Annotated in this window: 26 protein-coding genes; 16 read left to right on the plus strand and 10 right to left on the minus strand. The window is 58.0% G+C overall.

The window, feature by feature from the left end; genetic code table 11:
- The first annotated feature begins 47 nt into the window (after nucleotides 1-47).
- A complete protein-coding gene (locus tag ACLEXF_RS11080; RefSeq protein WP_423265765.1) occupies nucleotides 48-1628 on the plus strand; it encodes a phosphoethanolamine transferase in 1581 nt (526 codons plus the stop codon).
- Nucleotides 1629-1724: 96 nt separating this feature from the next.
- Here the strand turns inward: ACLEXF_RS11080 and ompX are convergent, their stop codons facing one another.
- A complete protein-coding gene (gene ompX, locus ACLEXF_RS11085) occupies nucleotides 1725-2237 on the minus strand; it encodes an outer membrane protein OmpX (protein WP_004886207.1) in 513 nt (170 codons plus the stop codon).
- A gap of 351 nt (nucleotides 2238-2588) precedes the next feature.
- On the opposite strand from ompX, the gene rhtA reads away from it, so the two are divergent.
- The 6 genes from rhtA to ybiO all read left to right on the plus strand — a co-directional run bounded on the left by rhtA (nucleotide 2589) and on the right by ybiO (nucleotide 9189).
- Nucleotides 2589-3476 (plus strand): threonine/homoserine exporter RhtA, encoded by an 888-nt coding sequence (gene rhtA / locus ACLEXF_RS11090; RefSeq protein ID WP_004886203.1) that lies wholly within the window; start codon nucleotides 2589-2591, stop codon nucleotides 3474-3476.
- Between the two features lie 237 nt (nucleotides 3477-3713).
- Nucleotides 3714-4217 (plus strand): DNA starvation/stationary phase protection protein Dps, encoded by a 504-nt coding sequence (gene dps, locus ACLEXF_RS11095; protein WP_004886200.1) that lies wholly within the window; start codon nucleotides 3714-3716, stop codon nucleotides 4215-4217.
- 415 nt (nucleotides 4218-4632) lie between these two features.
- Nucleotides 4633-5379, plus strand: a complete 747-nt coding sequence (glnH, locus tag ACLEXF_RS11100; RefSeq protein WP_004886198.1) for a glutamine ABC transporter substrate-binding protein GlnH — start codon at nucleotides 4633-4635, stop codon at nucleotides 5377-5379.
- Nucleotides 5380-5504: 125 nt separating this feature from the next.
- A complete protein-coding gene (gene glnP, locus ACLEXF_RS11105; RefSeq protein WP_002895837.1) occupies nucleotides 5505-6164 on the plus strand; it encodes a glutamine ABC transporter permease GlnP in 660 nt (219 codons plus the stop codon).
- Nucleotides 6161-6883, plus strand: a complete 723-nt coding sequence (glnQ, locus tag ACLEXF_RS11110; protein ID WP_004212183.1) for a glutamine ABC transporter ATP-binding protein GlnQ — start codon at nucleotides 6161-6163, stop codon at nucleotides 6881-6883. The genes glnP and glnQ overlap by 4 nt, the downstream gene beginning before the upstream one ends.
- A 110-nt stretch (nucleotides 6884-6993) precedes the next feature.
- On the plus strand, nucleotides 6994-9189 hold the full coding sequence (ybiO, locus tag ACLEXF_RS11115) for a mechanosensitive channel protein (protein WP_004886194.1): 2196 nt from the start codon (nucleotides 6994-6996) through the stop codon (nucleotides 9187-9189).
- Here ybiO and rlmF read toward each other — a convergent pair whose 3' ends face one another.
- A complete protein-coding gene (gene rlmF, locus ACLEXF_RS11120) occupies nucleotides 9190-10104 on the minus strand; it encodes a 23S rRNA (adenine(1618)-N(6))-methyltransferase RlmF (RefSeq protein ID WP_017900155.1) in 915 nt (304 codons plus the stop codon).
- Nucleotides 10105-10200: 96 nt separating this feature from the next.
- On the opposite strand from rlmF, the gene ACLEXF_RS11125 reads away from it, so the two are divergent.
- The 4 genes from ACLEXF_RS11125 (at nucleotide 10201) to ybiJ (ending at nucleotide 12049) form a co-directional block, all read left to right on the plus strand.
- Nucleotides 10201-10815, plus strand: a complete 615-nt coding sequence (locus ACLEXF_RS11125; protein ID WP_004886190.1) for a flavin reductase family protein — start codon at nucleotides 10201-10203, stop codon at nucleotides 10813-10815.
- Between the two features lie 140 nt (nucleotides 10816-10955).
- On the plus strand, nucleotides 10956-11216 hold the full coding sequence (locus ACLEXF_RS11130) for a DUF1471 domain-containing protein (RefSeq protein ID WP_025999233.1): 261 nt from the start codon (nucleotides 10956-10958) through the stop codon (nucleotides 11214-11216).
- A 20-nt stretch (nucleotides 11217-11236) separates the two neighbouring features.
- The gene (locus ACLEXF_RS11135) at nucleotides 11237-11503 is read left to right on the plus strand and encodes a DksA/TraR family C4-type zinc finger protein (RefSeq protein WP_002895824.1); all 267 of its coding nucleotides are present in this window, start codon (nucleotides 11237-11239) and stop codon (nucleotides 11501-11503) included.
- A 285-nt stretch (nucleotides 11504-11788) separates the two neighbouring features.
- Nucleotides 11789-12049: a DUF1471 family protein YbiJ gene (ybiJ, locus tag ACLEXF_RS11140; RefSeq protein WP_004176772.1), complete on the plus strand. Its 261-nt coding sequence runs from the start codon at nucleotides 11789-11791 to the stop codon at nucleotides 12047-12049.
- A 109-nt stretch (nucleotides 12050-12158) separates the two neighbouring features.
- Here the strand turns inward: ybiJ and ybiB are convergent, their stop codons facing one another.
- The 8 genes from ybiB to ACLEXF_RS11180 form a co-directional block, all read right to left on the minus strand.
- Nucleotides 12159-13124: a DNA-binding protein YbiB gene (gene ybiB, locus ACLEXF_RS11145; protein WP_004886183.1), complete on the minus strand. Its 966-nt coding sequence runs from the start codon at nucleotides 13122-13124 to the stop codon at nucleotides 12159-12161.
- A 27-nt stretch (nucleotides 13125-13151) separates the two neighbouring features.
- A complete protein-coding gene (gene dinG, locus ACLEXF_RS11150) occupies nucleotides 13152-15308 on the minus strand; it encodes an ATP-dependent DNA helicase DinG (RefSeq protein ID WP_407259879.1) in 2157 nt (718 codons plus the stop codon).
- A 192-nt stretch (nucleotides 15309-15500) separates the two neighbouring features.
- Nucleotides 15501-16856 (minus strand): ATP-dependent RNA helicase RhlE, encoded by a 1356-nt coding sequence (gene rhlE, locus ACLEXF_RS11155; RefSeq protein ID WP_407259880.1) that lies wholly within the window; start codon nucleotides 16854-16856, stop codon nucleotides 15501-15503.
- Nucleotides 16857-17071: 215 nt separating this feature from the next.
- Entirely contained in the window at nucleotides 17072-18064 is a 993-nt protein-coding gene (locus ACLEXF_RS11160; protein WP_017900160.1) for a transketolase family protein, read from the minus strand.
- Complete coding sequence (locus ACLEXF_RS11165; RefSeq protein WP_049092359.1) at nucleotides 18064-18909, minus strand: transketolase; 846 nt, start codon at nucleotides 18907-18909, stop codon at nucleotides 18064-18066. The genes ACLEXF_RS11160 and ACLEXF_RS11165 overlap by 1 nt, the downstream gene beginning before the upstream one ends.
- Before the next feature lie 13 nt (nucleotides 18910-18922).
- Nucleotides 18923-19672: an SDR family NAD(P)-dependent oxidoreductase gene (locus tag ACLEXF_RS11170; protein WP_004886175.1), complete on the minus strand. Its 750-nt coding sequence runs from the start codon at nucleotides 19670-19672 to the stop codon at nucleotides 18923-18925.
- 50 nt (nucleotides 19673-19722) lie between these two features.
- On the minus strand, nucleotides 19723-21057 hold the full coding sequence (locus ACLEXF_RS11175; RefSeq protein WP_048294416.1) for an MFS transporter: 1335 nt from the start codon (nucleotides 21055-21057) through the stop codon (nucleotides 19723-19725).
- A 288-nt stretch (nucleotides 21058-21345) separates the two neighbouring features.
- Nucleotides 21346-21483 (minus strand): hypothetical protein, encoded by a 138-nt coding sequence (locus ACLEXF_RS11180; RefSeq protein WP_032431308.1) that lies wholly within the window; start codon nucleotides 21481-21483, stop codon nucleotides 21346-21348.
- Here ACLEXF_RS11180 and ACLEXF_RS11185 point away from each other — a divergent pair.
- The 5 genes from ACLEXF_RS11185 to ACLEXF_RS11205 are packed head-to-tail and all read left to right on the plus strand — an operon-like array spanning nucleotide 21475 to nucleotide 26980.
- Nucleotides 21475-22398, plus strand: coding sequence for a LysR substrate-binding domain-containing protein (locus tag ACLEXF_RS11185; RefSeq protein WP_023320018.1), 924 nt, complete (start codon nucleotides 21475-21477; stop codon nucleotides 22396-22398). The genes ACLEXF_RS11180 and ACLEXF_RS11185 overlap by 9 nt on opposite strands.
- A 57-nt stretch (nucleotides 22399-22455) precedes the next feature.
- On the plus strand, nucleotides 22456-23130 hold the full coding sequence (gene cecR, locus ACLEXF_RS11190) for a transcriptional regulator CecR (protein ID WP_085956527.1): 675 nt from the start codon (nucleotides 22456-22458) through the stop codon (nucleotides 23128-23130).
- Nucleotides 23130-24125 carry a secretion protein HlyD gene (gene hlyD, locus ACLEXF_RS11195; protein WP_136084601.1) on the plus strand — a complete coding sequence of 332 codons (996 nt, stop codon included), beginning with the start codon at nucleotides 23130-23132 and terminating at the stop codon, nucleotides 24123-24125. Before cecR ends, hlyD begins: the two co-directional genes overlap by 1 nt.
- A complete protein-coding gene (locus ACLEXF_RS11200; protein WP_032455747.1) occupies nucleotides 24118-25857 on the plus strand; it encodes an ATP-binding cassette domain-containing protein in 1740 nt (579 codons plus the stop codon). The genes hlyD and ACLEXF_RS11200 overlap by 8 nt, the downstream gene beginning before the upstream one ends.
- Entirely contained in the window at nucleotides 25847-26980 is a 1134-nt protein-coding gene (locus ACLEXF_RS11205; RefSeq protein WP_004886164.1) for an ABC transporter permease, read from the plus strand. Before ACLEXF_RS11200 ends, ACLEXF_RS11205 begins: the two co-directional genes overlap by 11 nt.
- Nucleotides 26981-26994: the final 14 nt, after the last annotated feature.

Here is a 26994-nt window from a genome sequence, read left to right on the forward strand (position 1 = left end):
CCCCTTGACGCCAGGGGATGCGCATGGCTTCTTTTTGATTGTTTACTATGAATGTCACCACCCTGAAAGATACGCTGGTCGCCCGCCGACTGGCACTGAACCCATGGACAGGATTCTACTTTTTACAATCGCTGTTGATTAACCTGGCGCTGGGCTATGAATTTAGCCTGCTCTATACCGTGGCATTTACCTGCGTGTTACATCTTCTGTGGCGCGCCTTTCCGCGCGTGCAGAAAGGGGTGGTCGGCGCCTATTCTCTGCTGGCGGCCCTCTACTACCCGTTTGGCCAGGCTTACGGCGCGCCCAACTTCAACACCCTGCTGGCGCTGCACGCCACCAACGTGGAAGAGTCCACCGAAATTCTCACCATCTTCCCGTGGTACAACTATCTGCTGGCGGTATTTATCTTCGCGCTGGGGATCATTGCGGTCCGCCGCAGGATCGTCGAGCAGACCCGCTGGGGAAAAATGGAGACCCTGGGCCTGCTGTTCAGCATCGGGATCTTTTTTCTCCAGCCGGTGCAAAATCTCGCCTGGGGCGGGGTATTCAAGGTGATCGATACCGGTTACCCGGCCTTCCGTTTTGTCAAAGACGTGGTGGTGAATAATAACGAGGTGCTGGACGAGCAGGCGCGGATGGCGCTGCTGGCCGGCATGAAAGACAGCTGGCACGTGCTGGCGGTGAAGCCGAAGTACCATCTCTATGTGGTGGTGATCGGTGAAAGCGCCCGCCGCGACGCCCTCGGCGCCTTCGGCGGCCACTGGGACAACACGCCGTTTGCCAGTTCGGTGAACGGGTATCTGTTTAACAACTACGTCGCCGCCAGCGGCTCGACGCAAAAATCCCTCGGCCTGACGCTTAACCGGGTGGTCGATGGCAAACCGCAGTTTCAGGATAACTTTGTCACCCTCGCCAACCGCGCCGGTTTCCAGACCTGGTGGTTCTCCAATCAGGGACAGATCGGCGAGTACGACACCGCTATCGCCAGTATCGCCAAACGGGCGGACGAAGTGCAGTTCCTGAAAAACGGCGATTTCGAAGCCAATAAAAACACCCAGGACGAGCAGTTACTCAAGTTGACCGAGCAGGTGCTCTCCACCCAGCGCACCCAGCCGCAGCTGATTGTTCTGCACCTGATGGGCTCGCACCCGCAGGCCTGCGACCGGACCAAAGGCAAATACACGGTTTTCGTCCAGTCGAAAGAGACCTCCTGCTATCTCTACAGCATGACGCAAACCGATACCCTGCTGGCTAAGCTCTACAGTCAGTTGCAAAATTCCGGCGCCACCTTTTCCCTGACCTACTTTTCCGATCATGGTCTGGCGTTCAAGGAGCGAGGCAAAGAGGTGCAGTATCTGGCGCACGACGATAAGTTCCAGCAGAACTTCCAGGTGCCGTTTATGGTGCTCTCCAGCGATGACAAAGCGCATAAAGTGATTAAGGCGCAGCGCTCGGCGAATGATTTCCTCAGTTTCTTCTCGCAATGGACCGGAATCAAGGCGGCGGAAATCGCCCCGCGCTATCGGTTTATCTCTGAGCAGAAGGCCGGCCCGGTGTATATCACCAACTTCCAGCTGCAGAAGGTAGACTATTCACACCTCGGCAGCGATGAGTTCACCATCAACTAAAACGACGCGATCAGCGCCGGCCAGCCGGCCGGGCTGGCGATCGCCAGGCAAAAAAAATCCGCCCCGGGAGGCGGATTTTTTATATCACCGGAGTGATTAGAAGCGGTAACCCACGCCAGCAATCCAGGTGCCGACGTCAACGTTACGAATACGAGACTGCTCGTAGGAGAAGTCCAGGGCAACGTTTTCGATCGGGTTGAACTGCAGACCAGCACCGTAGGAGAAACCGTAGTCGCTCATATCGGATTTATTAGGGAAGTTGTTGTTCTGGAATTTACCGTAACCAACACCCACTACGCCGTAGATGCTTGCCCAGTCGTTCAGACGGTAAGCCGGACCTGCGGTGATGCCGTAGTACTGACCTTTGTTGTAAGTACCGTTGCTGTTGTTATCCTTCTCGGTGTAGGTGAAGGAACCGATAACACCCAGCGGGTTGTTATCTTGCTCGTAACGGTATTTCAGGTTGAAACCGCCAGCTTTGTTCGCTTTACCCTGCATGTCGCTCTGCGCGTAACCGCCGGTTACAGTAGAAGTTGCAGCAAATGCAGTGGTACCTACGGATGCAGCCAGAACAACGGCCAGTGCTGAAAGACGTGCAATTTTATTCATAACCACCTCAAATGTGTTTCTAATAAGTCCTAAGCCTTAAATATATCAAAAACTTTTGGGAAACTCTTTGGAGTTTACATTGTCTAACATACTTTTTCATGTAACCAAAAGTTTCCATATTTCTATAACAATATGGAAAACAACAGTTTTTGGCGTTAACTTACAGTTTAACGCTCATTAAGAAATTCGCAAGCATCCAGATTAATCCTAATCACCTGGTGAATTTCTCAGCAACGTTCGCCATTGTACTGTTTTTGCCCGTGTTTTTTTCAACATTAGCTCAACCGTCAGCAGCTAATTCCAGTACACTGGAACTTTTACCCCTTTTGACAAAAACTGACAGGAGAAAGGATGCCCGGTCCATCCCGAAAAGCGGCGGCATGGTTGCCAATAGTGGTGATTTTAATCGCTATGACCTCGATTCAGAGCGGCGCATCGCTCGCCAAATCGCTGTTCCCGGTGGTCGGCGCCCCGGGGGTTACCGCCCTGCGCCTGGCGCTCGGGACGCTGATCCTGGTGGTGGTGTTCAAGCCCTGGCGGCTGCGTTTCTCTCCGGCCCAGCGCGTGCCGCTGCTGCTGTATGGCCTGGCGCTCGGGGCGATGAACTATCTGTTTTATTTATCCCTGCAGCGTATTCCGCTCGGCGTGGCGGTAGCCCTCGAGTTTACCGGCCCGCTGGCGGTGGCGCTTTTCGGCTCGCGTCGCCCGCTGGATTTTGTCTGGGTGGCGCTGGCGATCCTCGGGCTGTGGTATCTCCTGCCGCTGGGCCAGAACGTGGCGCAGGTGGATTTAACCGGCGCGCTGTTCGCTCTCGGCGCCGGAGCCTGTTGGGCGGTCTATATTCTGACCGGCCAGCGCGCGGGCGAGGAGCATGGTCCAGCCACGGTGGCGATGGGGTCGCTTATCGCCTCGCTGGTCTTTGTCCCGTTAGGCATGGCGCAAGCTACCGATACGCTGTGGCAATGGTCGCTGCTGCCCCTGGGGCTGGGGATTGCCATTCTCTCCACTGCACTCCCCTACTCCCTGGAGATGATGGCCCTGACGCGTCTGCCGACGCGCACCTTCGGCACGCTGATGAGCCTCGAGCCGGCGCTAGCCGCCCTGTCCGGTATGGTCTTCCTCGGCGAAACCCTGAATCTCTCCCAGACCCTGGCGCTGGGCGCTATTATCATCGCCTCAATGGGCGCCACGCTGACCATGCAGCGGCAGAGCAAAATTAAGCAAGTCGATATCAATTAACATTCTGTTACGGCGGCGGCCCGCGCGAGTTACGGGCCCGCCAGCCTCCGCTAACCTTCTGACTTAGCTTGCTTTTTCAAATAGCCAACCACTTTACGCTATCGGAGTAATATGGCCTGCCGATGCCTCATACTTTAAAACCCTTGCTATACTTAGTCCCGAAGTTACCTGGGACAACGCTCCACATCATTCAGCTTTGAAGTGTGACGAGCATCAATATCAAGAGGATATGAAACGATGAGTACCGCTAAACTGGTTAAATCAAAAGCATCTAATCTGGTCTATACCCGCAACGATGTCGCTGACAGCGAAAAGAAAGCGACCATTGAGCTGTTGAATCGCCAGGTGATCCAGTTCATTGACCTGTCCCTTATCACCAAGCAGGCACACTGGAATATGCGCGGTGCGAACTTTATCGCCGTGCACGAAATGCTGGATGGCTTCCGTACCGCGCTCACTGAGCATCTGGATACCATGGCGGAGCGCGCCGTACAGCTGGGCGGCGTCGCCCTGGGCACCACTCAGGTGATCAACAGCAAAACCCCGCTGCAGAGCTATCCGCTGGATATCCATCATGTTCAGGATCACCTGAAAGCGCTGGCGGACCGTTACGCGGTAGTGGCGAACGATGTGCGCAAAGCGATCGGTGAAGCCAAAGACGAAGATACCGCAGATATCTTCACCGCCGCTTCCCGCGACCTGGATAAATTCCTGTGGTTTATTGAAGCGAACATCGAGTAAGGCTTTGCCGTCGGCCGTAGCGCGGTCGACGGCGCCTTTGCTTTCCCATCCCAACCCTTGCTGTTTTTCCCCTCCGCCTTTCCCTCACCCGCTGTCCTTGCACCATTTCAGGGCGTCAAATTGATGAAAATGCGCACAAAAGTAAAACAATTGTAATAATCACCTCACACAATCGTTACACCGAGATTGTTTTCCCATCAGGGTTTGCGCTAAAAATGGGCTCGTTATTCAGCGACCTCAGGATGCACCAAAATAACGCCCCGTTATGGTGCACTCTTTGCCTGAAATGATCGATATTGTGCAGCGGCTACCGCTTCGTTTGTTTAAAAACAACAGGTTGTAAAAGTGGCACGATTTTTTCATTAGGCTAGTCGTTCTCGCAGGGGATCGTCCCGTGGATATAAAAGGAAATGCTATGAAGTCTGTATTTAAAGTTTCACTGGCTGCACTGACCCTGGCTTTTGCGGTTTCTTCCCATGCCGCCAATAAGACCCTGGTTGTCGCCACCGATACGGCGTTCGTCCCGTTCGAATTTAAGCAAGGCGATAAGTATGTGGGTTTTGACGTTGACCTGTGGGCGGCCATCGCCAAAGAGCTGAAGCTCGACTACACCCTGAAGCCGATGGACTTCAGCGGCATTATCCCGGCGCTGCAAACCAAAAATATCGATCTGGCGTTGGCGGGGATCACCATTACCGACGAGCGTAAAAAAGCCATCGACTTCTCTGACGGCTACTACAAAAGCGGCCTGCTGGTGATGGTCAACGCCAATAATAACGACATCAAAGATGTGAAAGATCTGAACGGCAAAGTGGTCGCGGTGAAGAGCGGCACCGGCTCCGTTGACTACGCCAAAGCTAATATCAAAACCAAAGATCTGCGTCAGTTCCCGAACATCGATAACGCCTATATGGAGCTGGGTACCGGCCGCGCGGATGCCGTCCTGCACGATACGCCGAACATCCTCTACTTCATCAAAACTGCGGGCAACGGCAAATTCAAAGCGGTAGGTGAATCACTGGAAGCGCAAAACTACGGTATCGCCTTCCCGAAAGGCAGCGACGAGCTGCGTGAGAAAGTGAACGGTGCGCTGAAAACGCTGCGCGAGAACGGCACCTACAACGAAATTTATAAAAAATGGTTCGGCACTGAACCAAAATAATAAAAATGTCCTTCGCCGGGCGCAGGCCCGGCGACATCACAACGGTCTTCCGGCACAGACGCTGCGGGAGACCGTATTTTAGCGGAGGCTTTCCTCTGCTCTCGACACGGTAACAGGAACGTATTATGCAGTTTGACTGGAGTGCCATCTGGCCCGCCATTCCGATTTTGCTGGAAGGCGCCAAAATGACGCTGTGGATTTCCGTCCTCGGCCTGGCCGGCGGCCTGATCATCGGTCTGGTGGCCGGTTTCGCCCGCTGCTTCGGCGGCTGGATCGCCAACCACATCGCGCTGGTGTTTATTGAAATCATTCGCGGCACCCCGATTGTGGTGCAGGTTATGTTCATCTACTTTGCGCTGCCGATGGCCTTTAGCGATCTGCGCATTGACCCCTTCTCCGCGGCGGTAGTGACCATCATGATCAACTCGGGCGCCTATATCGCGGAAATTACCCGCGGCGCGGTGCTCTCCATTCATAAAGGCTTCCGCGAAGCGGGCCTGGCGCTCGGCCTGTCGCGTCGCGAAACCATTCGCCACGTGATCCTGCCGCTGGCGCTGCGCCGCATGCTGCCGCCGCTGGGCAACCAGTGGATCATCAGCATCAAGGATACCTCGCTGTTCATCGTCATCGGCGTCGCCGAACTGACCCGTCAGGGACAGGAGATCATCGCCGGCAACTTCCGCGCGCTGGAAATCTGGAGCGCCGTTGCCGTGATCTACCTGATCATCACCCTGGTCCTGAGCTTTATTCTGCGTCGTCTTGAAAGAAGGATGAAAATCCTGTGATTGAATTTAAAAACGTCTCCAAGCACTTTGGCCCAACCCAGGTGCTGCACGATATCTCTCTGAAAATCAATCAGGGTGAAGTGGTGGTCATCATCGGCCCGTCCGGCTCCGGTAAATCGACGATGCTGCGCTGTATCAATAAACTGGAAGAGATCACCAGCGGCGATCTGATTGTCGATGGCCTGAAGGTCAACGATCCAAAGGTGGACGAACGTCTGATTCGTCAGGAAGCAGGAATGGTGTTCCAGCAGTTTTACCTGTTCCCGCACCTGACGGCGCTGGAAAACGTGATGTTTGGCCCGCTGCGGGTACGCGGCGCCAGCAAACAGGCAGCGGAGAAGCTGGCGAAAGATCTGCTGGCGAAAGTCGGTCTGGCTGAGCGCGCGCATCACTATCCGTCTGAACTCTCCGGCGGCCAGCAGCAGCGTGTGGCCATCGCCCGCGCGCTGGCGGTGAAGCCGAAGATGATGCTGTTTGATGAGCCCACCTCCGCGCTCGACCCGGAACTGCGCCATGAAGTGCTCAAGGTGATGCAGGATCTGGCGGAAGAGGGTATGACGATGGTGATTGTGACCCACGAAATCGGCTTTGCCGAAAAAGTGGCCTCGCGACTGATCTTTATCGACAAAGGACGAATTGCCGAAGACGGCAATCCACAGGAGTTGGTGAACAACCCGCCAAGCCCGCGTCTGCGCGAATTCCTGCAGCACGTCGCCTGACCCACAACGGCTCTCTCCCTCGCGGAGAGAGCCGCTTTCCAGATTCCTCTTCCCTCCCCTTCCGCCAGCGGCTTCTATACTTACCCGTTTACGTTGCAACGGAGGTGCCCATGCCGTGGATCCTGCTTTTGCTCGCTGCGCTGTTTACTGCCCCGCTTTCCGCCGCCGCCCTGCCCGGCGTGCCGACCGCTAACGCCGATAAAACCAGCGCCAGCGAACCCGATGTAGAACAGAAAAGAGCGGCCTATGCCGCGCTGGCCGACGTGCTGGCCAACGACGCCGCCCGCCAGGAGCTCATTGACCAGCTGCGTAAAGCGGCCGCCACGCCGCCGCCCGACAGCACCCCGACGCTGACGCCGCCGGCGGTGAAAGAAGAGACCACCGTGCTGGAGAACGTCACGCAGATCAGCCGGGAATATGGCGATGAGCTCTCATCGCGCTTTTCCCAGCTGTGGCGCAATATTACCGGCTCGCCGCATAAGCCCTTTAATCCACAAACCTTTACCAGCGCCGCCTGGCATTTTTTACTGCTGGCCGGGCTGGTGTTTGCCTTCTGGTGGCTGGTACGCCTCGCGGCGCTGCCGCTGTATCGTAAAATGGGCGAATGGGGACGGCATAAAAACCGCGATCGCGGAAACTGGCTCCAGCTGCCGTTGACCATCGCCGGGGCGTTTATTATCGATCTGCTGCTGCTGGCGCTGACCCTGTTTGTCGGTCAGCTGTTGAGCGATCGTCTGGATGGCAACAACCCCACTATCGCCTTTCAGCAGAGCCTTTTCCTCAACGCCTTCGCGCTGATCGAGTTCTTTAAAGCTATCCTGCGGCTCATTTTCTGCCCGCGCATTCCAGCGCTCAGGCCCTTTAACCTCAGCGACGAGGCCGCCTCCTACTGGAGTCTGCGCCTGAGCGCCCTCAGCAGCCTGATCGGCTACGGCCTGATCGTCGCGGTGCCGATTATCTCTAACCAGGTGAATGTTCAGGTCGGCGCGCTGGCTAACGTCATCATCATGCTGTGCATTACGCTGTGGGCGCTGTATCTGATTTTTCATAACAAAGCGGTGATTACGCAGGGGCTGATCCATCTGGCTGACCGCTCGCTCTCCTTTTTTAGCCTGTTTATCCGCGCCTTCGCCCTGATCTGGCACTGGCTGGCCTGCGCCTACTTTGTGGTGCTCTTCTTCTTTTCCCTGTTCGACCCAGGCAACAGCCTGAAATTTATGATGGGCGCCACCCTGCGCAGCCTGGCGATTATCGGCGGCGCGGCGCTGGTGTCCGGCATCCTGTCGCGCTGGATAGCCAAAACCATCACTCTCTCCCCTGCCACCCAGCGCAACTATCCTGAGCTGCAAAAGCGGCTGAACGGCTGGATCTCCGCCTCGCTGAAGGCAGCGCGCATTCTCACCGTCTGTGTCGCCATAATGCTGCTCCTGAGCGCCTGGGGGCTGTTTGACTTCCGCGAATGGCTGCACAACGATGCCGGGCAAAAAACGGTGGATGTGCTGATCCGTATCGCTCTTATCCTCTTCTTCTCCGCTATCGGCTGGACGGTGCTGGCCAGCCTGATCGAAAACCGTCTGGCCTCGGATATCCATGGCCGTCCGCTGCCCAGCGCGCGGGCCCGTACGCTGCTAACCCTGTTTCGCAACGCGCTGGCGGTGGTGATCAGCACCATCACGGTGATGATTTTGCTCTCGGAGATTGGGGTTAATATCGCGCCGCTGCTGGCGGGCGCCGGGGCGTTAGGGCTGGCCATCTCGTTTGGCGCGCAAACCCTGGTTAAAGACATTATCACCGGCATTTTTATCCAGTTTGAGAACGGGATGAATACCGGCGACCTGGTCACCATCGGGCCTTTGACCGGCACGGTGGAACGGATGTCGATTCGCTCAGTGGGGGTGCGCCAGGATACCGGCGCCTATCACATTATTCCCTGGTCCTCGATCACCACCTTTGCCAACTTCGTGCGCGGCATTGGCTCGGTGGTGGCTAACTATGACGTCGATCGCCATGAGGATCTGGATAAAGCCAGCCAGGCGCTGAAGGCGGCAGTGGACGATCTGCTGGCCCAGGAGGAGATCCGCGGCCTGATCATTGGCGAACCGTCGTTCGCCGGGCTGGTGGGGTTGAGCAATACCGCCTTTACGCTGCGCGTCAGCTTCACCACCTTGCCGCTGAAGCAGTGGACGGTGCGCTTTGCCCTTGATACCCAGGTGAAAAAGCACTTCGACCGCGCCGGGGTTCGCGCCCCGGTACAGACCTGGCAGCAATTGCCGATGCCGGGTGCCGACAGCCCGGCCGTGGAGTAGTTAGAACGGACGGCGGCGTTTGGCGTCGTCCATAAAGCTCCAGGCGATAAAGCGGCTCTGCTTTTGCCCCTGGGCCATCTCTTTTTTCACCACTTTCACTGCCCCGACCTCGGTCAGCAGGCGGTAGAGCGGCGGCAGATTGTCGCCGCGCGACACCAGCGAGGTAAACCATTTCACCTGGCGGGCGAAGGCCTGACTTTCGCGGATCATCTGCGAGATAAAGGCCACTTCGCCCCCCTCGCACCACAGCTCCTGCTGCTGACCGCCAAAGTTAAGCCCGCTGTCGGCGCCGAGTCCGAGATTGCGGCGCTTGCGCTCGCCGCCCGCCCGGGCGCTCTCTGCGGAGTCATGGAACGGCGGATTGCACAGGGTGGCGTCATAGGTCTCGTTTTTGTGGATCACGCCGTGGAAGATGGCCTGGCTCTCTTTTTGCCGACGCAGACGGATCTGCCGGGTCAATCCCGGGTTGCCATTAACAATCGCCTGCGCGCTGGCGAAGGCTTCCGGGCTGATTTCGCTGCCGGTAAAGCGCCAGCCATATTCGTGAACGCCGATCAGGGGATAGATGAGGTTGGCGCCGGTGCCAATATCGAGGATCGTGGCTTGCTTCGGCACTTCGCCGCTGTCCCCGGCCAGCAGATCCGCCAGATGATGAATATAATCGGCCCGCCCGGGCACCGGCGGACAGAGAAAACCGTCAGGAATGTCCCAGTGTTTGACCGCGTAGAAATGCGCCAGCAGCGCTTTATTCAACGCCTTAACCGCCTGCGGATTGGCAAAATCAATGGTCTGCTCACCCCGCGGATTGAGCGTAATGTATCCCTGCAGGTCAGGATGAGCCTGGCAGAGCGCGGGCAGGTCGTAGCGTTGATGGTGGCGGTTACGCGGGTGTAACCCCGGTTTCTGGGCTTTCATGACAATCTCCTTTGAACAGCCGCGTAAGATACCCGTTGACGGCGGCGCGGTAAATAAGGGAGTCTGGATATCTCCTTTATCCGTGACAGGTGCAGCATGTACTTTTATCAACCTTCGCAGGGCCACGGCCTGCCGCATGACCCGCTGAACGCGATAATCGGGCCTCGCCCGATAGGCTGGATCGCCTCGCAGGACGCCGAGGGCCAGCATAATCTGGCGCCATACAGCTTTTTTAACTGCTTTAACTATCGTCCGCCGATCATTGGTTTCGCCAGCAGCGGCTGGAAAGACAGCGTGCGAAATATCGTCGAAACGAAGGAGTTCGTCTGGAACCTGGCGACGCGCCCGCTGGCCGAAGCGATGAACGAAACCTCCGCCTCGATCCCGCACCATGAGGATGAATTCGTGCGCGCCGGGCTCACCGCCGCCGCCAGCCGCCTGGTCAAGGCCCCCCGGGTGGCGGAGAGCCCGGTGAACTTTGAGTGCCGCCTGTCGCAATGTATTCAGCTCGCCACCGCCGACGGCAATCTTGTCGATACATGGCTGGTGCTCGGCGAAGTGGTCGCCGTGCATATCGATGAATCACTGCTGGATAACGGCATCTATCAAACCGCCCGCGCTCAGCCGATCCTGCGCGCCGGAGGTCCGAGCGCCTATTACAGTATTGATGACAGCCTGCGTTTTGACATGATCCGCCCGGACGCCCGCTAAATAATTTACCGGCCAGAGTATCGCTACCCTGCGCCGGTAGCATGCAAAACACCTTGTTTTTGCATAAAAAATTCCCTGCTGCGCGGTCTGGAAAGGCCTACACTTAAGCTATGTCCCATGCTGTTTATGAGGATATGCTGATGAAAATCACCTCGCTGCTGTTTGCCGCTGCGCTTGCCGCTCAGGCCAATGCGGCCTCTTCCCTGCCGCTGACACCTGAACTGCCCTATGACGGGCCGCTGCGCCCTGTCGGCACCGTCTCCGCCTCCGGCGCCCCTACCCTTGACGACCTGGTTGCTGCCCTCGCGGATAAGGCCCACCGCCGTGGGGCGATAGCCTGGCGGGTCAATGCCGCCAGCAGCGGTAACCGGCTGTACGGTTCAGCTATAATTTATCAATAACCTTTTACAGGAGGCAGACGATGGCATCAGGTTGGGCAGGCGACGGCGCCGTTCAGGATCAGATCGACAGCACCATTGACGATGCGGTGGCTCGCGCCCGCCGCGAGCTTCCACGCGGCGAAAGCAACAAATTTTGTGATGAATGCGGAGAACCGATTCCGGAGGCTCGCCGACAGGCTATTCCTGGCGTCAGATACTGCGTGAAGTGCCAACAGGAGAAAGATTTACATAACAATACATTTTCAGGATATAATCGCCGTGGTTCCAAGGATAGCCAGCTACGCTGACTTTCCTTTACCGTTCATGACAGCTTTTCGCATTATCTTTTCGCGCACACTTTTTGGCGATAAATGTCGCAATATGTGCCCTTAAGCGTGCCGGTCTCCCTCGCTCCGCCATCAGACGAAAAGAATCAGAAATAATTTATTAATAATCAGTAAATTATTAGTCATTCAAAAAAATCGATGAAGACTGTGAATTTCCTTCGATTTTATCTCCCGCAAAAAAGCGTGATACTTATCACATCGACGGAACATCGTCCCCTGAACAGAACAACCTGCGAGAGATTAACTATGAAAAACATCAAATATGCTGCCGCTGCCATCGCTCTGACCGCCCTTTCCTTCGGCGCCTTTGCCGCCGAGCCGGTTACCCCCGCTCAGGCTGAAAGCATGAATAAGATCGGTGTGGTGTCTGCGCAAGGCGCAACCACGTTAGATGGTCTGGAAGCGAAACTGGCTGCTAAAGCCGAAGCCGCTGGCGCAACCGGCTATAGCATCACTTCCGCTAACACCAACAACAAACTGAGCGGTACCGCGGTTATCTATAAATAATCGCAACTCAACCCTGTAAGCCACTGAATTAACCCTGAAAAGACCTTTAATACCCTTGCCTTGCCCGTCCGAGCCACCGGACGGGCTTTTTTTTATCCTGCCGATCCGCTCACCAGCAGTCGTTGACGCGGCTGAGACCCTGCTCCAGGGTTGAGACCTCGCCGCAGGCCAGCAGACAGCAGGCGAGCTGGATCTTCAGCGAGTGGGGTACCGGTTCGACGCCGGCGACGCAGCGCTCGATCCAGCGCGCGGTCACTTCGGGATCTTTCGAGGCCGGCAGAATAACTTCCGCCGCCGCCTCGGTCTGGCGGTCGCACAGCACCCGCACGCCCTGGTCATCAATCAGGCTGATCTGCGGGCAGCGCTGCGGGTTGGCGTACACTTCGCCTTCGGTACCGTGCATCAGCAGCGCGCGGCCACCGGTCTCGCGAAAGAAGCCCGCCACCCGGGGAACATATTCCGGATGCGACACGCTGGAGAGGCGTAGCGCCTCCCCTTCGCCAAACGGCGTGGCCAGTTTGGCCAGCGTATGGGCGCTGTTGCGTACGCCCATCCGCCAGCGCATCGCCAGCTGTTTCTCCAGCGGCGGGCAGAAGGCGCCCACCGGGATATACACCGGTTCATGCCCCTCCAGCTGCGCCTGCGCCTGACCGGCATGCCGGGTAGCCGGAATGTCCAGCAGGGTAAAAATGGTCTCGGTCAGCACCCGGGTCGGATCGTGACTGACGCCGTGAACCACGACCGGAAACCCCAGCTTATGCAGGAGCATCGCCAGCAGCGGCGTCAGGTTCGCCTGCTTGCGCGCGCCATTGTAGCTGGGGATAACGATCGGCATCGGCTTGCCTGCCGGCGGGGTCAGGCGCAGCGTATGCTGCTGCATCGCGGCGTAAAAGCCTTTCATCTCCGCTTCGCCTTCGCCTTTGATGCGCAGGGCGATTAATATTCCTCCCAGCTCCAGCTCCGGCACCTCGCCGTTCAGCATCCGCGCGTAGAGCGCACGGGCGGTCTCTTCATCCAGGTCGCGGGCATGATTCTTACCGCGGCCCACCTCTTTTATAATTTTGCTGTACTCCATGGCTCCCCCTGGTGCAACGCGCCGTCGTCAGCGACGTTTGCGGCCTGTCTGTTTTGCTGTCTGTTTTGCTTTCCGTTTTACTATAACCTCCGGAACGCCCGGCTGCTCAATGGGAAAAACAGGTAACGCGTTCAGTAGACGCGCGCCGTAGTTTTTGGTCAACAGACGCTTATCGTAAATTACCACCTCTCCCCAGCAGTGATGGCTACGGATCAAACGCCCCACCTGCTGAATAAGATTAAAGGAGGCGCTGGGCAAACTCTGTACCTCGAAGGGATAACGATTGAGGCTTTTCAGCCATTCGCCTTCGGTGATCACTACCGGGCTGTCGATGGGCGGAAAGGCGATTTTATGGATATGTACCTGGCTTAACAGATCGCCCTTTAAATCGAGACCTTCGGCAAAGGACTGCAGGCCCACCAGCACGCTGCGCTCGCCGCTTTCCACCCGTTTGCGATGCAGCTCCACCAGCCGGTAGCGCGGCTGGTCGCCCTGCACCAGCAGCATCAGACGCAGGTCGGTCACATGCTCCAGGAAGCGATTCATCGCTCGCCCACTGGCAAACAGCACCAGCATCCCGAGATGCTTCTTGCTCTCCACCTGCTGGCGAAAATAGGCCGCCATCTCGGCAATGTGCTGCTCTTCGTTATCCATCAACGGTTCATAGCGCATTTGAGGAATAATAATTTTCCCCTGCTCCACGTGGTTGAACGGCGAATCCAGCGCCACGAAGCGGTCACCCGCTTTTTCCTTCAGGCCGCTCATCTCCTGCAGGCGCGAGAAGCTGTTAAGAGAGCGCAGCGTCGCTGACGTCACCACGATATGCGGCACGCTGCGCCACAGCAGCCGCTCAAGCTGATCGCTGACGCGGATGCCGACGCAGTGGAACCAGACGTGGATCTGGCCGTCTCGCACTACCCGCGTCGCCCATTTGGTCACCGGCGCGCCAGAGGACTGCGCCAGCGACGCCAGACGCCACAGCTTGCTTTGGCTTTCAAACATGCCGAGGGCGCGGTTCATCTGCAGCAGCACCCGATGCAGACGCACCACGTCATGGCTGCCGGTCTTTTCGCTGAGATCGTTAAGAAACAGCTCCGCCAGCCCGCGCAGCGTCTCGGTGAGCTTCGCCAGCCGCTGGCAGATCTCCATCACCTCCTGCGGCAGTTCGCCCATCGGGAAGCGATGCTCCGCTTCCTGGCCGGCGGGCATGTAGAGATTGAGAATATTATTCAACGACGCAATCAGCTCGAACAGCTCTTCGCAATGGCCGGCGAGCCGCTCCGGATTGGCCAGCGGCGGCGTGGTTTTCGGGCGGAACTGCTCCATGCAGGTAGCCACCAGCTTGCAGAACAGATCCAGCTGCAGGCGAAACCAGGGGGCGGTGATCTCGGCGCTCATCTCCAACGCGTCGCGGGCGACGTCCGGCAGATGATGGCCTTCATCAAGGACCAGCAGCAGGTTTTTCGGCTCCGGCAGCACCGCCTCGCTCTCCATCGCCGCCATCACCAGCGCATGGTTGGCTACCACCACTTCCGCCTCCTGAATTTCCCGCCGCGCCACAAAGAACGGACACTCGCGATAATAGTGGCAGTTGCGGTTCAGGCAGCTGGCCTTATCGGTGCTCAGCCGGCTCCATAGTCCATCGTCGATGGGTTTGTCGGTATGGTCGCGCAGGCCGTCCCAGCGATAGCTGTCAAGGTCCTGCTTCAGCGTCGCGCACAGTTTCTGCTCCGTCTGGTTGTTCGGGGTGAGATCGTCGTCGAGGAAAGCCAGCAGATCCTGCTGCGTCGGCTCGGTGCTGGCCAGCGCCGCCAGGTTGCGCGGGCAGACGTAGCGTCCGCGACCAAAGGCGGCGGTGAAGCGCAGGTCGGGGATAATCTTGCGCAGCAGCGGCAGGTCTTTACTGTAGATTTGATCCTGCAGGGCGACGTTGGCGGTGCTGACCACCAGCGTTTTTTGTTCCTCACGGGCGATGGCAATGCCAGGGATAAGGTATGACAGCGTTTTACCGACGCCGGTCGGCGCTTCGATAGCCAGATGCCTGCCCTCATCCCCGGCGAGGGTTTTCGCCACATCAGCGATCATCTGCCGCTGCGGGGGGCGGGGAATAAAGTCCGGGATCTGTTCCTGAAGCGCCTTATACCAGGCGGCGATTTGCGCTTTCAGCGCAGCGGTCAAAGCCATGAGAAAACCTGAATACTGTATAAACAGCCACTATTGTGCCATTTTTACCCGTCCGGAGGTATTGCTTTCTGCTGTGTGTGGAAGCGTGCTCGACAAATAGTGTAATGGAAAGAAAAAGGCCCGCCGCCGCGTAGCGGACAGACGGGCCTGAGCCGTGCTTAACCGCGTTATCGCGGCCCGGGCATCAGCCTGTTATTCGCCAGCCGGCTTACGCGGGCGACGGCGGCGCGGCGGTTTGCCGTCCTGAGTGCGCGCTTTCGGCGCCTCGCCGTCCTGGCGACGCGGGGCGCTGCTCTGGCTGCGCGGCTGTCCGCTGCGCCCCTGCCCCTGGCCGCCGCGTCCCTGCCCCTGACCACGACCGCCGCCGCGCTGCTGGCGACCGTTCTGGATAGGTTCGGCTTTAATCGACGGGTCCGGCTCATAGCCGGCAATCGCGATGCGCGGAATCTCTTTTTTCAGCAGGCGCTCGATATCGCGCAGCAGCTTGTGCTCATCGACGCACACCAGCGACAAGGCTTCGCCGGTGGCCGCCGCGCGACCGGTACGCCCAATACGGTGGACATAATCTTCCGGCACGTTCGGCAGCTCGTAGTTCACCACGTGCGGCAGCTCTTCGATATCCAGTCCGCGGGCGGCGATATCGGTCGCCACCAGCACGCGAATGCCGCCGGATTTAAAGTCGGCCAGCGCGCGGGTACGCGCCCCCTGGCTCTTGTTGCCATGGATCGCCGCGCTGCGGATGCCGTCTTTGTTGAGCTGCTCCGCGAGGTGGTTGGCGCCATGCTTGGTGCGGGTAAAGACCAGCACCTGCTGCCAGTTGCCTTCGCCGATAAGCTGCGACAGCAGTTCGCGCTTGCGGTTCTTATCAACAAAATGGACGTGCTGGGTGATCTGCTCGGAGGCGGTGTTGCGACGCGCCACTTCCACTTCCAGCGGGTTGTGCAGCAGTTTCTCCGCCAGGCCTTTGATCTCGTCGGAGAAGGTCGCCGAGAACAGCAGGTTCTGCCGACGCGGCGGCAGTTTCGCCAGTACGCGGCGAATGTCATGGATAAAGCCCATATCCAGCATGCGGTCCGCTTCATCCAGTACGAGGATTTCCACTTTATCGAGGCTGACGGCGTTCTGATGTTCGAGGTCCAGCAGACGGCCCGGGGTGGCGACGAGGATATCGACGCCGCCGCGCAGCTTCATCATCTGCGGGTTGATACTCACGCCGCCGAACACCACCATCGAGCGAATATTCAGATATTTGCTGTAATCCCGCACGTTCTCGCCCACCTGCGCCGCCAGCTCGCGGGTCGGGGTCAGGATCAGCGCGCGCACCGGACGACGGCCCTTCGCGTGCGGCTCGTTCTGGATCAGGCGCTGCAGCAGCGGCAGAGTAAAGCCCGCCGTTTTACCGGTGCCGGTCTGGGCGCTGGCCATCAGGTCGCGGCCCTGCAGTACCGCCGGGATCGCCTGCTGCTGGATAGGGGTCGGCTCAACGTAGCCCTGCTCAGCGACAGCGCGCAGGATATCGGGATTCAGGCCAAGGGAATCAAAAGACATAACAACTCCGAACCGCCCCGGCCCGGTGAAGGGCGTAGTTTTCAGGGAGATTATTGCGATAAGAGATGGCAAAAACCACAATGCCATGAAGGGGCGCAGTCTAGCAGATTTTGTGACAGGCCGCATAAAATCTGTAAAAGAATGCCGCGCCTGGCTGGCGGGAGGAAGAAGGCCGCTGAGAGCGCTCAGCGGCCAGGCGCGTCGCCGCAGCGCGGTTAACGCAGACGATACTTAATCTTTTCGACGATCTTCGCGGTGGAGATGCCGTAGCGATCGTGGAGGGTCGGCAGCGCGCCGGCCAACAGAAACGCGTCAGGCAGACCAACGGTATCCATCTCGCAGCGAACCCCCTTGCGCATCAGCAGGGCGGCCACCGCCTCCCCTAACCCGCCGACAGCGGTGTGGTTTTCGGCGGTGACCACCAGCCGACCCGGCTTCGACGCCTGTTCAATAATCGCTTTTTCATCCAGCGGTTTGATGGTCGGCACGTGCAGGACCGCCACGCTGATATTATCGGCCCGCAGCTTTTCAACCGCCTCCAGGGCGCGCATGGTCATCAGCCCGGAGGAGATAATCAGCACGTCGTTGCCGTCCTCCAGCAGCTTCGCTTTGCCCAGTTCGAACTGATAGTCGTATTTATCCAGCACCAGCGGCACCTTCCCGCGCAGCAGACGCATATACACCGGCCCCTGGTGATCGGCAATGGCCGGTACCGCCTGCTCAATCTCCAGCGCATCGCAGGGATCGACGATGACCATGCCGGGGATACCGCGCATGATCGCCAGATCTTCGGTGGCCTGATGGCTGGGGCCATAGCCGGTCGTCAGGCCCGGCAGCGCCGCGCAGATCTTGACGTTCAGATGTTCTTCAGCGATCACCTGATGAATAAAATCATAGGCGCGACGGGTCGCAAAGGCGGCATAGGTGGTGGCGAAGGGAATAAATCCCTCCTTCGCCATGCCTCCCGCCGCCGCCATCAGCAGCTGCTCCGCCATTCCCATCTGGAAAAAACGATCCGGGAAGGCCTGGGCGAAAATATGCAGGTCAGTATATTTTGACAGGTCCGCGGTCATACCGACGATTTCAGGGCGCTGCGCCGCCAGTTTCGACAGCGCGACGCCGAAGGGCGCAGAGACGGTCGCCTGGCCTTCATCGGCAATCGAAGCAATCATCGCCGACGTTTTTAAACGGGGTTTACTCTGGCTCATTACAGCACTCCTTCCGGTTTGTTAGCGTCCAGCACCGCAATCGCTTTTTGCCATTCGTCGGCATCGACGCGAATAAAATGGTTCTTATCGCGGGTTTCGAGGAACGGCACCCCTTTGCCCATCAGCGTGTCGCATAAAATGACCCGCGGCTGGTTGCCGGAATAACTTTTCGCGTTGTCAAAGGCGGCCATCACCGCCGGCAGATCGTTACCGTCTACGCGCTGTACGTACCACCCGAAGGCGGCCCATTTATCCTGCAGCGGCTCAAAGCCGAGGATCTTGCGTGAATCGCCGTCGGCCTGCTGTTTGTTGACGTCGACAAGGTTAATCAGGTTGCTCAGGCCATAGTGAGCCGCCGACATCGCCGCTTCCCAGGTCGAACCTTCGTCCAGCTCCCCATCGGACATCGAGTTGTAGACCCAGGCCGTGCTCTGTTTCTGCCGCAGGCCGAGCGCCATGCCGACGGCGATAGACAGTCCCTGCCCCAGCGAGCCGCCGGACATCTCCATCCCCGGGGTGTAGGTCGCCATGCCGGACATCGGCAGGCGGCTGTCGTCGGAGCCGTAGGTTTCCAGTTCCGCTTCCGGAATAATGCCCGCCTCCAGCAGCGCGGCATAATAAGCGATAGCGTAATGGCCATGAGAAAGCAGGAAGCGATCGCGCCCCTCCCACTCAGGATCTTCCGGGCGATAGGTCATGGCGTGGCTGAAGGCGGTAGCCAGTACATCGGCATATCCCAGCGCCTGGCCAATATAGCCCTGCCCCTGCACTTCACCCATTTGCAGGGCGTAGCGGCGGATACGCCACGCCGCCGCAGCGACTTTTTGTGATTCGGTGATCTTCATCTCTGTGCCTCGCTTAGTGAATTAACATGCCGCCGTTAACGTCCAGGGTGATACCGGTGGAGTAGGAAGAGAGGTCGCTGCCGAGGAACAGCGCGGCGCGGGCGATGTCCACCGCGTCGCCGAGGCGGTTCATCGGAATGCCGGCAAGAATATTGGCCGTCATGTCGTCCGTCAGCTTGCCGGCGGTGATGTCGGTCTGAATCAGCCCTGGGGTAATGCAGTTAACGCGGACGTTATCCGGGCCAAGTTCGCGCGCCATCGCTCGCGCCAGGCCGAGCACGCCGGCTTTTGCCGCGCTATAGTGCGGACCGCCGAAGATACCGCCGCCGCGCTGGGCGGAAACGGACGAGATGCAGACGATGCTGCCGGATTTTTGCGCCCGCATCGTGGGGATCACCGCCTGCGACATCAGCAGCGTGCCGCGCAGGCTGACATCGAGCACCGCGTCATAGTTGGCGCGTTTGATGTCCATCAGCTTCAGCGGCTGGGTGATCCCGGCGTTATTGACCAGCACATCGACCCGGCCGTATTTCGCCAAAATTTGTTCGATGGCCGCCTGCACCTGCACTTCGTCGGCGACGTTCGCCGCCAGGCCGAGATGGCCTTCGCCCAGTGCCGCCGCGGCGGTTTTACTGGCTTCGCCATTGAGGTCGATAATGACCACTTTCGCGCCGTTTTCGGCGAATAATTTCGCAGTCGCAAAACCCAAACCGCGTGCGGAGGCCGCGCCAGTAATAATGGCGACTTTATCTTTTAATAACATAGTTTCACTCCATGACATTACGTCATATTAATTAACAGGATCTATTTTCGTTATTGTGGCTCATCGAGGAAAAGAATCACCACCAAACCCAATGCGGCGCAGATACCAAAATAGGTAAATACAGAATTAAAGCTCCCCGTCTTATCCAGTAAGAAACCGGCCACCATCGGCGCTACAAATCCGCCGAGGTTACCGCCGCTATTTATAATAGAAGAGGCAATGGGATAAGTTTTCGTATCCGAAACCGCCATACCGTAGGCGGTAAAAGCCGGCCAGCCGATATTCAAACAGAAACCGACAAAGAATAAACCAATACAGACCGCCAGGGTGCTTGCCGGTATATTTAGCATAATTAACATCATGACTACGGTTGATACCGCTGTGAATATCATGGTGGGTTTGCGCCGGCGGCCTAATAATTTATCCGAAATCCATCCGCCGCCAATCGCGCCAATAAAGCCGCCAATGCACGGCATACTGGCTACGAAGCCCATACTCATCACATCGAAACCGCGCTCTTTCACTAAATACAGCGGAATCCAGGTTAATAACCCATATAACACGCTGACCATCATAAAATAGGCCAGGCAGTCTCCGAGAATATTTTTTGAGGTAAATAAGCCCTTCGCCGTATCCACAGGCGCCATTTTTTTCACCCGAATAATTTTATCCAGCCAGGTGAAGCGATCGGCGATTAATATATTTTCGCGTACACCGTCGTTATGATGGCTGTCGCGCCCGGCGTTAATCTCTGTCAGTTCGCTTTGAGATACAAATCCGCTCTCCGCAGGCTTTGACTTGACCAACAGGTACCACGCTATCGCCGCCACGATCCCGGGAATGGCAAAGGAGAAAAAGACCCACCGCCAGCCCCAGGTCACCGCAATCCACACCGCCAGCGGCGGCACGATAATCGGCGCAAACATGGTCGCCGCAATGTAAACGCCGGTTGCTGTGGCTTTCTCTTTCGGCGGAAACCAGTTATTTATCGTCGACGCCAGCCCCACCGGGCAGGGACCTTCGCTCAGCCCCAAGCCCAGCCGCACCAGCTTCAGGCCAAACACGGAGCTCACCGTGCCCATCAGCCAGGTAAAAGCGGAAAAGCCGAAAATGGATAGTGAAACCAGCCCCCGGGTGCCGCGTCTGGCGATGAAAAAGCCGGCCGGGATCTGGCTGACCGCATAGCCGAGGAAAAACATACTGGCAATCGCTCCGGCCTCAAAATTATTGATATGAAATTCATCAATGATAAACGGCAGTACCGCGCCGATATTCGTTCTGTCGGCGTAATTGATGGCATACACCAGGAAAATCATCGTCAAAACCACAAAACGATATTTTGTTTTCCTGGCGTCAGTACAGACCAGCGTATCTATACGTGACATAGGGTTTCCTCATCTTATACCTCATCCACTTCGCCGTAGGTTGCCGTCTGGGTCGCCGCGTTTCACGCGCCCCGGCGCAACAAGAGAGACATGTCTTTTTGCACAGCGAAACAGGTGGTTAGGTGTTTTATTATTGCGATCCAAGCGCATCGCAGTTTGTGATCAGGCCTGTGAGGGGAATATAACAACCCAAAAATGAAAAGGTATTCAAAAAAGCTCAATTATGATTGAGAAAAATTGAGTTAGTGACCCCCCGCAAATTTTTAGCGTTTACTGAGAGGCGTGCTTTTAACGAGATAAATTGTTAAGCCCATCACAAATTAAAATGGTTTTTTCGCTTTTCCCTGGGCTGTTCATCACGGCTGCGCCACGCTGTTCGCCATTTTCTTTTATTCGCGCCCCGCGCAGGATGCCGCCATGAGTCAACCACTGCCCAATAAAAATCTGCCGATGCCCTCTTTACGCAATATCCAGGCTTTTATTGAAGTCGCCGCGACCGGCAGCCTCAACCTGGCGGCAGAGAATCTCAACATTACCGCCTCGGCGGTCAGCCATCAGATAGCCAGTCTGGAGCACTTGCTGGGAAAAAAACTGTTCTCCCGCAGCAGCAAAGGCGTGATGTTAACCGCGGTGGGAGAAAAATATCTCAAAGAGGTCTCCGGAGCGCTGAATATGATTGGCCAGGCCACCAGCCAGGTGATTAACGATATTCATCAGGATTATTTACGCATTCACTCGGCGCCAAGCTTCGGCCTGCTGTGGCTAATGCCGCGGCTGGATAAATTCCGTCAGGCGTGGCCGGAGTTAAAAATCAGCCTCACCTGCTCTTACGAAAGCATCCAGTTTTCCCGGGATAATATTGATATCGATATTCGCCACGGGCTGTCGCAGTGGCCGACGCTGCTGGTCAGAACCATTAAAAATGAGTGCGTCCTGCCCTACAGCGCCGCCTCTTATTTAACCCGCCATGCGGTTCACGCCCCGGAAGATCTGCTGGCCTGCGATCTGATCCATTCCGACAGCACCTTAATTAACTGGAGCAACTGGCTGTCGTGGCACAAGGTCCGCGGCTGGCACAAAAACTTTATTTTTAATTTCGACCGGTCGTACATGAGCATCGAGGCGGCCCGGATGGGGATGGGGGTGATCCTGGAAAGCAATCTGCTGGCCGGCGGCCATGTGCGCCAGGGACAGCTGACGCCGGTGTTTGCCGACGAACGGAGCATGCCGGTCGGCGCGCACCACTTCGTCCTTCCCCACGCTAATGAACAGAAGGAAAAAGTGCAGCGCTTCTTCGCCTGGGTCGCCGGGGAGCTAGAGGAAGACGGCTTTCATATTTAGCCCTGGCGGGTGGACAAAGCGCAAGTCGACGCCTAAAGTTAATCAATCGATTGATTAATTTTTAAGAGCGCGATGACCAGTAAAGGCGAACAGGCAAAAAGTCAGCTTATCGCGGCCGCTATCGCCCAGTTTGGCGAGTATGGCCAGCACGCCACCACCCGCGACATCGCCGCCCAGGCCGGGCAGAATATCGCCGCTATCACCTACTATTTTGGCTCGAAAGACGACCTGTATCTCGCCTGCGGCCAGTGGATCGCCGATTTTATCGGTGACAATTTTCGCCCGCACGCCGAAGCGGCGGAGGCTCTGCTCGCCGGAGAGTCGCCGGATCGCCAGGCGATCCGCGCCCTTATCCTCAGCGCCTGCCATAACATGATCCTGCTGCTGACCCAGGAGGATACGGTCAACTTGAGCAAATTTATTTCCCGGGAACAGCTGGCGCCCACCGCCGCGTACCATCTGATCCACCAGCAGGTGATCGCCCCCCTGCACCACTATCTCACCCGGCTAATCGCCGCCTGGACCGGCCGCGATGCCGGTGATACGCAAATGATCCTTCATACCCACGCCCTGCTGGGCGAGGTGCTCGCTTTCCGTCTCGGGCGTGAAACTATCCTGCTGCGCACCGGCTGGACGCAGTTTGACGCGCAAAAAACCGAACAGATTTTTGAGGTCATTACCTGTCATATCGATTTCATCCTGCATGGGTTATCGCAAAGGAGTTTGGGCTGATGAAAAAACCCGTCGTCGTCATTCTGCTGATCGTGATTCTTCTCGCCGCGCTGGGCGGCGGCTGGTGGTGGTACCAGAGCAGCCGGCAGCAGCCGCTGACCCTGTATGGCAATGTCGATATCCGCACCGTCAATATGAGCTTCCGCGTCGGCGGCAGGCTGGCCTCGCTGACCGTCGACGAAGGCGACAGCATCCGCGCCGGGCAAACCCTCGGCGCGCTTGACCGAGCTCCCTATGAAAACGCCCTGCTGCAGGCGCAGGCCAACGTCTCCACCGCCCAGGCGCAGTATGACCTGATGATGGCCGGCTACCGCTCGGAAGAGATTGCCCAGGCCGCGGCGGCGGTAAACCAGGCGCAGGCCGCTTACGACTACGCGCAAAACTTTTATCAGCGCCAGCTGGGTTTACGCGCCAGCAGCGCCATTTCCGCCAACGATCTGGAGAACGCCCGCTCCTCGCGCGACCAGGCGCAGGCAACGCTGAAGTCAGCGCAGGATAAACTGCGTCAATACCGCGCCGGCAACCGTCCGCAGGAGATAGCCCAGGCCAAAGCCAGCCTCGAACAGGCGCAGGCAGCGCTGGCGCAGGCCAAACTGGACCTGCACGATACGGTGCTGACCGCCCCTTCCGACGGCACGCTGATGACCCGCGCCGTCGAGCCCGGCACCATGCTCAACGCCGGCAGCACGGTGCTGACGCTGTCATTAACCCATCCGGTATGGGTCCGGGCCTACGTTGATGAGACAAACCTCGGCCAGGCGCAGCCGGGACAAGAGGTGCTGATCTATACCGACAGCCGGCCGGATAAGCCCTATCACGGCAAAATCGGCTTTGTCTCGCCAAGCGCTGAGTTCACGCCGAAGACCGTTGAAACGCCGGATCTGCGTACCGACCTCGTTTATCGTCTGCGTATTGTGGTGACCGATGCCGACGGCGCCCTGCGCCAGGGGATGCCGGTGACAGTCTCCTTTAACCACGGGAACGGACATGAGTGAGGCCGTCATCGCCTTAAACGGCCTGAGCCGCCGTTTCCCCGGGATGGACAGGCCAGCGGTGGCGCCGCTGACCTGTACGATCCGCGCCGGCTACGTCACCGGGCTGGTGGGCCCCGACGGCGCAGGGAAAACCACCCTGATGCGGATGCTCGCCGGGTTGCTCAAGCCTGATGAGGGCAGCGCCAGGGTGATCGGCTTTGATCCGCTAAAAGACGACAGCGCTCTGCACGCGGTGCTCGGCTATATGCCGCAGAAGTTCGGCCTGTATGAAGATCTGACGGTGATGGAAAACCTGACCCTGTACGCCGACCTGCGCAGCGTCACCGGCGAGGCACGGAAGAAAATTTTCGACCGCCTGCTGGATTTTACCGCCCTTGGCCCGTTCACCGAACGGCTGGCGGGCAAGCTCTCCGGCGGTATGAAGCAAAAACTGGGGCTCGCCTGTACCCTTGTGGGTGACCCGAAGGTGCTGCTGCTGGATGAACCCGGCGTCGGCGTCGACCCGATCTCCCGCCGCGAGCTATGGCAGATGGTGCACGAGCTGGCCGGCGACGGCATGTTGATCCTGTGGAGCACCTCTTATCTCGATGAAGCCGAGCAGTGTCGCGATGTGCTGCTGATGAACGAAGGCAAATTGCTTTATCAAGGAGAGCCGACGGCCCTGACGCAAACCATGGCCGGGCGCAGCTTTCTGGTCTCCAGCCCGCAGGAGAACAACCGCCGCCTGCTGCAGCGGGCGCTGAAGCTGCCGCAGGTTAGCGACGGCGTGATTCAGGGCAAATCGGTGCGTCTGATCCTGAAAAAGGAGGCCCGCATCGATGAGGTTCAGGAACATGACGATATGCCGCCGCTGCAGGTGGCCGACACCGCGCCGCGCTTTGAAGACGCCTTTATCGACCTGCTTGGCGGCGCCGGCACCGCCGAATCGCCGCTGGGGGCGATTATCCATCGCGTTGACGGCAGTAAAGACGAAACGGTGATTGAGGCGCAGTCGCTGACGAAAAAATTTGGCGATTTCGCCGCCACCGACCACGTCGATTTCCAGGTCAAGCGCGGCGAGATCTTCGGCCTGCTCGGCCCCAACGGCGCCGGTAAATCCACCACCTTCAAAATGATGTGCGGCCTGCTGGTGCCCACCTCCGGCAAAGCGCTGGTGCTGGGGATGGATCTTAAGGTCAGCTCCGGCAAGGCGCGTCAGCATCTGGGCTATATGGCGCAAAAATTTTCGCTGTACGGCAACCTCAGCGTCGAGCAGAACCTGCGCTTTTTCTCCGGCGTCTACGGCCTGCGCGGTCGGGCGCAAAATGACAAAATCGCCCGCATGAGCGATGCCTTCGGTCTGAACAGCATTGCCCGCCACGCCGCCGACGAGCTGCCGCTCGGCTATAAGCAGCGGCTGGCGTTGGCCTGCTCGCTGATGCATGAGCCCGACATTCTGTTTCTCGACGAACCCACCTCCGGGGTCGATCCCCTCACTCGTCGCGAATTCTGGTTGCATATCAACAGCATGGTGGATAAAGGGGTGACGGTGATGGTCACCACTCACTTTATGGATGAGGCGGAGTATTGCGACCGCATTGGGCTGGTCTATCACGGCAAGCTTATCGCCAGCGGCACCCCGGACGCGCTGAAGGCCCAGGCGGCTGATGACAACCAGACGGACCCGACCATGGAGCAGGCGTTTATTACCCTGATTAACCGTTGGGATAAGGAGAATGGCCATGAGCAGTAACCTTCTCTCCTGGCGACGGGTCCGCGCCCTGTGCGTGAAAGAGACCCGGCAGATCGTCCGCGATCCCAGCAGCTGGCTGATTGCGGTGGTGATCCCGCTATTGCTGCTGTTTATCTTCGGCTACGGCATTAACCTCGACTCCAGCAAGCTGCGGGTGGGGGTTCTGCTGGAGCAGCAGAGCGAAGAGGCGCTGGATTTCGTCCATACCATGACCGGCTCACCCTACATCGACGCCACCGTCAGCGATAATCGCCAGCAGTTAATTCAGCTGATGCAGGCCGGTCGCATCCGCGCCATGGTGGTCATTCCGGTGGACTTCGACCGCCAGATGGCCCGCCCCGGCGCCAGCGCGCCGCTCCAGCTCATCACCGACGGCAGCGAGCCCAATACCGCTAACTTCGCCCAGGGCTACGTGGAGGGGATCTGGCAGATCTGGCAGCAGCAGCGGGCGGAAGATCGCGGCGAGACCTTTGAACCGCTGATCGACGTGCAGATGCGCTACTGGTTTAACCCGGCGGCTATCAGCCAGCACTTTATTATCCCCGGGGCGATCACCATTATCATGACCGTAGTCGGCGCGATACTGACCTCGCTGGTGGTGGCGCGGGAATGGGAGCGCGGCACCATGGAGGCGCTACTGTCGACGGAGATCACCCGCGCCGAACTGCTGCTGTGCAAGCTCATTCCCTACTACTTCCTCGGCATGCTGGCGATGCTGCTGTGTATGCTGGTGTCAGTATTTATTCTCGGCGTGCCCTATCGCGGTTCGCTGCCGATCCTGTTTGTCATCACCAGTCTGTTTTTGCTCAGCACCCTGGGGATGGGGCTGCTTATCTCAACCATTACCCGCAACCAGTTTAACGCCGCGCAGGTGGCGCTGAACGCCGCGTTTTTACCGTCGATTATGCTGTCCGGGTTTATTTTCCAGATAGATAGTATGCCGGCGGTGATCCGCGCCGTGACCTACGTGATCCCGGCGCGCTATTTCGTCAACACCCTGCAAAGCCTGTTTCTGGCGGGCAATATTCCAGTGGTACTGCTGGTGAATGTGCTGTTTTTGATTGCTTCGGCGGTGATGTTTATCGGTCTGACATGGTTGAAAACCAAGCGGCGTCTGGATTAGGTTTTGCCCGGTGG

The organism is Klebsiella pneumoniae complex sp. WS1778, from assembly GCF_049472055.1.
In the GTDB taxonomy this organism is placed as follows: domain Bacteria; phylum Pseudomonadota; class Gammaproteobacteria; order Enterobacterales; family Enterobacteriaceae; genus Klebsiella; species Klebsiella quasipneumoniae.